This is a genomic window from Pedobacter sp. 01T416_2, from assembly GCF_056398925.1.
Genome location: NZ_JBFTQI010000307.1, coordinates 1 through 6,488 on the forward strand (window position 1 = coordinate 1; position 6,488 = coordinate 6,488).

Below are 6,488 nucleotides of genomic sequence, written 5' to 3' on the forward strand. Positions count from 1 at the left end.
TGATTACGCATTCCTCTAAAGATCACTTCTGTCGATAAACCTGTGGTCCAAAATCTTTTCCTATTTGAAACACCTGCATAATTGTAAACTTTACCATTATAAACTTCTTCTCTAAAATCAGCGTACGCTCCACTTTCGGTACTTAAAGCGTTTTCCCAATTTATAAATCTAAAATCTGTATTTCCATTAGCAGACGTGCTATGGAAGCCTATAGAAGTTCTCAAGCCAAAGCCATACATATTTTTGTTAAAAGAAGGTGGGTAATCTGCTTTGGCATTGTTAGCATTATCTTGGTAGGTATTTTCTGCGCTCCCTAAATAACCAAAAACACCGTATGCAACGTTAAATCCTTTAAACGTATGGGCACGGTTGATATTCAACATACCCAATTCAAATGAAACGCTACCATTTCCTGGAGAAGACGCCCCGGCAAAACTTGCTGATGCATGTGTTAAAGATTTAACACTGTCGGCTTCCATCGGACGAGGCAGATAGCCCATGTTATTTCCCGGCAAGGCAGGTGTAAGATACGTTCTGCAGGAGCTGGCTAAAATAACCACAAGCAAAAAAGGAAAGAGAGTATTAATTTTAGTTTTCATTTTTTTAAGTTAAGTTGATTTATTCGTCAAAGAAATCTACCAAACCTCCCAGGAAATATTCTTGAATACCTTCCGTAAAATCTTTATAATCTTCATCAGGGATATTGGTTTGTTTAAATTCCAGTGAAGTTCCTTTTTTATCTTCGTGAAGTTTTATGGTTACGATAGAAGGTTCGTTTTCTTCTCCAAAATACCATTGTTGAACAATTTGTTTGCCGTAAACAAACTCAATGTTTTTGCCCGTAATATCTCCATCCCAGAAAGAAAATTCTGTTTCTGGGAATTCTTCAAACTCTACTTCAGCACCAGTCCATAATTTTATGCTGGTTTCTTTGGYAAGGGCTAAATAAACTTCTTCAGGTGGGGCAGGGATATAGGTGTATTTTTTAAAGTCTTTCATTTTCTGCTAATATTTCTTGCTTTTCAATTATTTCTTGCTCTTTAAGTTTCTCCGATCTAAATTTTTCATTTAAATCCTGAATAACAGCCGTTCTCCATGCTGAAGCCGGATACGCAAATACAAAGGTACTTTTTACGCGGGTAGATTTAATAAAATAAGCTATCCAAAGCGAATAAATGATTATTTTTCTAATTAATGTCGTAGCATCTGAGGCGGTAAAGAGTTGATTGCCTATATGATTACCCATTGTAAACAGAAATGCGAAATCTAGAATGGCAACAATAATAGCGGCTATTTTCAATCCTATATAATATTTTGTAAATATTTTTTGGCGATTAAAAAATAAAAATATCACCAGTATGCTAAATGCAATCATACAGATGTTCAATGCCGTTTCGATAAGCAAACAGAGTTGGTAAACGAACGTTGTAAATCGATCATAACGTTCAAGGTTATCCCAAACACTTTGACTAAATGTTTCTGCCTTAATTATGGTAAATAGCGAGGTAAAGGGTAAAACTACAATTCCAATGCCTGCAACAATGAGCCAGCCACCGATTTTTGGAGCATCTTTTATTTCATCAAGGTCAAACGGTCTTTTTCGGGTATAGATAAATACGCACACACCCATCATTATGATGAAAACAAATACGCTTAAAGTTACCATCCAGTAATTTAAATCCGATTCATTTTCTGTCTCATAGTCATTACCCCAATATAAACTGTAGCTCAGTTTGTCCATTATATTGCTTCTATCTTTAATGTATTGCTTGGTATCGGCACCCGAAATTTCATCGGTTAAGTTTTGATAGCTATAATTTATTGTTAAAGTATCTGATTCGCTTTTCTGTGTGTAATTAAATTTATAGCTAGATCGATCAATACTAAATTTATTATCTTTTAGATCCCAATTATCTGGGAAAATGATTTTTAGTTTTTGATTGATATTGCATGGATAAACAAGATCCATCGGTACGTCACGCGATTTTTTGAGTTTTCTTAAATCATTGCTAATCAGATCGCCATAAAAATAGATGTCAAATCTATTAGAAAGCGAGTCGTCTCTTACCCAAATGTTGTCAATCTCATAATTTTCAGTTAAATAAACAATGTTGTTAGTCTCATCATCTTTAACAGTTATGTTTTTTACGGTTTGTATACCAGGGTATAATTTTGCATAATAACTTAAATAATCCTTTTCTAGTTTATCTGTCCCATCACTATTTAAATCTGCCCTGATTTGATCGGCACAATTGTGTGTGTAGACCGTTTTAATTTGGAGGGTCGCTTTTTTACCCTGGATTGTATCCGGTACATTAAAAATTGAAGTGGCATCAATTTTTCCCTTAGGATTACTTTTAACCTCTTCAAGTTTGTCGTTGCCAGATTTTATTACCAGAACACTTGCAGAATAAGGGAAATAATTTTCTGTTATAGGTCCACGCTGATCAGACATGGTTGCATCAATCCAGATTTTTTTATTCTTGAATTCAACTAATACCACAACATGGTCAAATGCACCTGTTGAGGGTAACCTTTCTTTTGTTTTATTCTTTAGATAGGTGTTTATATACACGGGATAGGCTTGTATACCTATATTTTTTAACAGGTAAACGAGTAAAAGCGACTTGTCTTTACAGTCGCCGTAGCGTTGTCTTAAAACTTTTTCGGGAGAATTTGGGCGATGGGAATACTGTCCCATCTCTACCCCCATATACCTGATCTCGTCTTGTACAAACCGGGTAGCAAGTTGTAAATATTGTTCTGGATTGTTGTTTGATTTAGCTTTTAGCTCCTTAACCTTAGCATTGAGGATGGCTGAACTTTTTAAGTCGTAAGTGTTTAAACGGACAGACCAATCTACTATGTCTTTCCAGCTGTGGTATTCACTGATTTGAACCCGGCCGTAAGGGTTGTACCAATCGGGTTCATAGTCGTAACTGGTGAAAGTTTTAGATACCTGGCTTTGCCATTGGTATATTTTTAAATCACCCGTCTCCGTAGTTTTTATAGGAGGAACAAAGTTAAAGTTTTTGAGTTTTATATCGCGTTTCTTATTAAAAAGCAGGCTAGCATAAACATTTGAAATTTGACTTCCACCTTCAAAATAAATGATGTTACTGTAGCGCGAATCGAAAACCGGATTTTTTCCTGTAATGGTGTACGAAAAGTCAATTCTATCTCCTTTCCGAACATCATCTAAAATCAAATAAGCATTAAATGTTCCGCTATAAATAAATTTATTGAGCTCTTTCTCATTCTGGATAATTTTGAAATTACTGGCGTTAAGTTTATCAATAGGTTTGTTATCTCTCCAGATAATTATCTTATGAAAAACAAGTTTCTGGTAAGATGGATCAAATGTAACCGATATTTCAGAGCCATTTTGTACACCTGTATCTGAAATAATCTCACGGATATCATGCTCGTATTCTTCGGATGTTTCTATATTGGTTTGTTGCTCATAAAGAAATAAATACCAGCCATCCTGAACATCCCTTGCTGCCGGCCGTTTATCAACAGTTTTTACTTTTTGTAGCCACTGTGGCTCAGTTTTGGAAATGAAAAAATTATTTTTTTGAGCAAAAGATATATTGATCCAAAAAGCTAAAACAAGTAGAATAAGTTTTTTGAGAGCGTTTTTATTTAGCATATTATTAATTAATAGTTTATTTAAATGCGTTTAATCCGGTTACATCCATTCCGGTGATCAGTAAATGTATATCATGTGTACCCTCGTAAGTTACTACCGATTCTAAGTTCATCATGTGGCGCATAATCGAATATTCTCCGGTAATTCCCATTCCGCCAAGCATTTGGCGGGCATTACGGGCGATGTCCAATGCAATTTCTACACTGTTTCTTTTAGCCATCGATATTTGTTCTGCAGAAGCCCTGTTTTCACTTTTTAATACGCCCAAACGCCAAACCAACAGCTGCCCTTTGGTAATTTCGGTCACCATTTCGGCCAGTTTCTTTTGCTGTAACTGGAAACCACCAATGGGTTTTCCAAACTGTACACGCTCTTTTGAGTAACGCAAAGCGGTATCATAACAGTCCATAGCTGCACCCAAAGCTCCCCAGGCAATGCCATAACGTGCTTGATTTAAACAACCCAATGGACCTTTTAATCCGCTGATTTCGGGAAAAATATTCTCTTTTGGCACTTTAACGTTATCGAAAACAAGTTCGCCTGTAGCTGAAGCACGTAAACTCCATTTGTTGTGTGTTTCAGGGGTAGAAAAACCTTCCATTCCGCGTTCCACAACTAATCCTCTTATTTTTCCAGATTCGTCTTTTGCCCAAACTACTGCAATATCGGCAAATGGTGCATTGCTGATCCACATTTTGGCACCGTTTAAAATGTAGTGGCTTCCTGCGTCTTTGATATTGGTTACCATTCCGCCAGGGTTAGAGCCGTGATCAGGTTCTGTTAATCCAAAACAGCCCATCATTTCGCCACTCGCCAGTTTTGGTAGGTATTTTTTACGTTGTTCTTCAGTACCATAAGCATAAATAGGATACATCACCAACGAACCTTGCACAGAGGCTGTAGAACGGATACCAGAATCACCGCGTTCAATTTCCTGCATCAAAATCCCATAAGCGGTATAATCTAAACCAGCACCACCATATTCAACCGGGATAGTTGGTCCGAAAGCACCAATATCAGCCAAACCTTTAATTAGGTGTTTTGGAAATTCTGCTTTTTGCGCATAATCTTCAATAATCGGACTTACTTCTTTTTTTACCCAATCTCTGGCCGTTGCACGAATTAATTTATGCTCATCGGTTAACAATTCGTCCAATAAATAATAGTCTGGTGCCTCATAAAGGTCCTTTTTTGCTGATTTGCTCATGTAATTTCGTGTTATCTGGTTAAGAAATCGCGTTCATTTCAAAGGTAACAATTTACGGCAATGGGCATTATATTCATGAATAAAAATTTAATTTTGCAGCTTACAGAACATACATGAGCCATTTTAAACAAACCGTAGCCTTAAAAGATGTTAAATGCTTTGCCCTACATGGTTATTACCCGGAAGAGCAACTTATTGGAAATCATTTTGTTGTAGATTTAGTAACAGAATTTACCCCGCAGGGTTTTGATGATGAACTGGCACAGACGGTTAATTATGAGGATCTGAATCACATCATCATGGAAGAAATGAAACACACTCAAAAGCTTTTAGAAACGGTATTAAAGAATATCATTTCGAAAGTTATCGAATTGTATCCTTTTGTTGAAATGGTTAATGTGAGTATGAAAAAACTAAATCCACCTATGCCCGGTCAAATTGGGCATTCTTTTGTTAAAWTATCTTATACATCAGCAAAATAAAATGAATTTTACGAAGATCAATCCCGAAATTTTAGCAGAAATTAAGGCTGCAATAGGAGCAGATAAAGTTTTTACTGATGTAGAAAGTTTAGATAATTACAGTCACGATGAAACGGAAGACTTGCGTTATCAGCCCGAAATTGTGGTGAAACCAACTTCTCCAGAAGAAGTCTCCGCTTTACTTAAGATCTGTAACGCTCATCATGTTCCGGTAACACCGCGTGGTGGTGGTACGGGTTTAAGCGGTGCCGCCCTGCCGATTTATGGTGGTGTTTCTTTATCAATGGAAAAGTTTAAAGCTATCTTAGATATTGATACCGAAAACTTACAGGCAACTGTTGAACCGGGTGTAATTACCGAAGAATTCATCAATGCTGTGGCCGAAAAAGGACTTCTTTACCCAGTTGATCCAAGTAGCAAAGGATCTTGCTTTATTGGTGGCAATGTAGCCCATGGTTCTGGTGGACCAAGAGTAGTGAAGTATGGAACGATACGTGAATACATTCTCAATCTCGAAGTGGTTTTGCCAAACGGCGATATCATTTGGACAGGTGCAAATACTTTGAAATATGCATCAGGTTATAATTTAACCCAGCTAATGATCGGTTCGGAAGGTACCTTGGCCGTGGTAACCAAAATCGTTACCAAATTATTGCCTAAACCTAGTCAATCGGTTTTAATGATGGGCTCTTTTAGCACGAATGAAGATGCCTGCGCAGCGGTTTCTGCAATTTTTAGGGCAGGGGTAACACCATCGGCTTTAGAGTTTATGGAGCGAAAAGGTGTGGAATGGGTAATTAAATTTGATGATATTAAGTTCGATTTAAAAGATGATGTTGCTGCGTTATTGATGATTGAGTTTGATGGAGATGATTTGGATGATATTTTTAAAAACTGCGAGAAAACCAATGTTGTTTTAGAAGCGCATCACTGTACAGAAGTTTTGTTCGCAGATACTGCTTCTCAAAAAGAAGAACTGTGGCGGATGAGAAGAACGATGGCCGAATCAGTAAAATCCAATTCCGTATACAAAGAAGAAGATACCGTTGTTCCGCGTGCGGCTTTACCTAAATTAATCAATGGTATCAAAGAAATTGGTGCTAAATACGGTTTCGAAAGTGTTTGTTATGGTCATGCCGGTGATGGA

Annotated in this window: 6 protein-coding genes; 2 read left to right on the forward strand and 4 right to left on the reverse strand. The window is 37.0% G+C overall.

Annotation, left to right across the window (positions count from 1 at the left end; all coding sequences use genetic code 11):
• From AC1DPQ_RS14055 to AC1DPQ_RS14070, 4 genes are all read right to left on the reverse strand, one after another.
• Positions 1-599 (reverse strand): hypothetical protein (locus tag AC1DPQ_RS14055; protein WP_477609825.1); only part of this gene is annotated, 599 nt, incomplete at its 3' end.
• 19 nt (positions 600-618) lie between these two features.
• Positions 619-999: an SRPBCC domain-containing protein gene (locus AC1DPQ_RS14060; protein ID WP_477609827.1), complete on the reverse strand. Its 381-nt coding sequence runs from the start codon at positions 997-999 to the stop codon at positions 619-621.
• Positions 986-3,652 (reverse strand): DUF3857 domain-containing protein, encoded by a 2,667-nt coding sequence (locus tag AC1DPQ_RS14065; protein ID WP_477609829.1) that lies wholly within the window; start codon positions 3,650-3,652, stop codon positions 986-988. The genes AC1DPQ_RS14060 and AC1DPQ_RS14065 overlap by 14 nt, the downstream gene beginning before the upstream one ends.
• A 16-nt stretch (positions 3,653-3,668) precedes the next feature.
• Positions 3,669-4,859, reverse strand: coding sequence for an acyl-CoA dehydrogenase family protein (locus AC1DPQ_RS14070; protein WP_029275209.1), 1,191 nt, complete (start codon positions 4,857-4,859; stop codon positions 3,669-3,671).
• A gap of 113 nt (positions 4,860-4,972) precedes the next feature.
• Here AC1DPQ_RS14070 and folB point away from each other — a divergent pair, with 113 nt between their 5' ends.
• Positions 4,973-5,341: a dihydroneopterin aldolase gene (gene folB / locus AC1DPQ_RS14075; RefSeq protein WP_477609831.1), complete on the forward strand. Its 369-nt coding sequence runs from the start codon at positions 4,973-4,975 to the stop codon at positions 5,339-5,341.
• A 1-nt stretch (position 5,342) separates the two neighbouring features.
• Positions 5,343-6,488: FAD-binding oxidoreductase (locus AC1DPQ_RS14080; protein WP_477609832.1), on the forward strand; the 1,146-nt coding region annotated here is incomplete at its 3' end.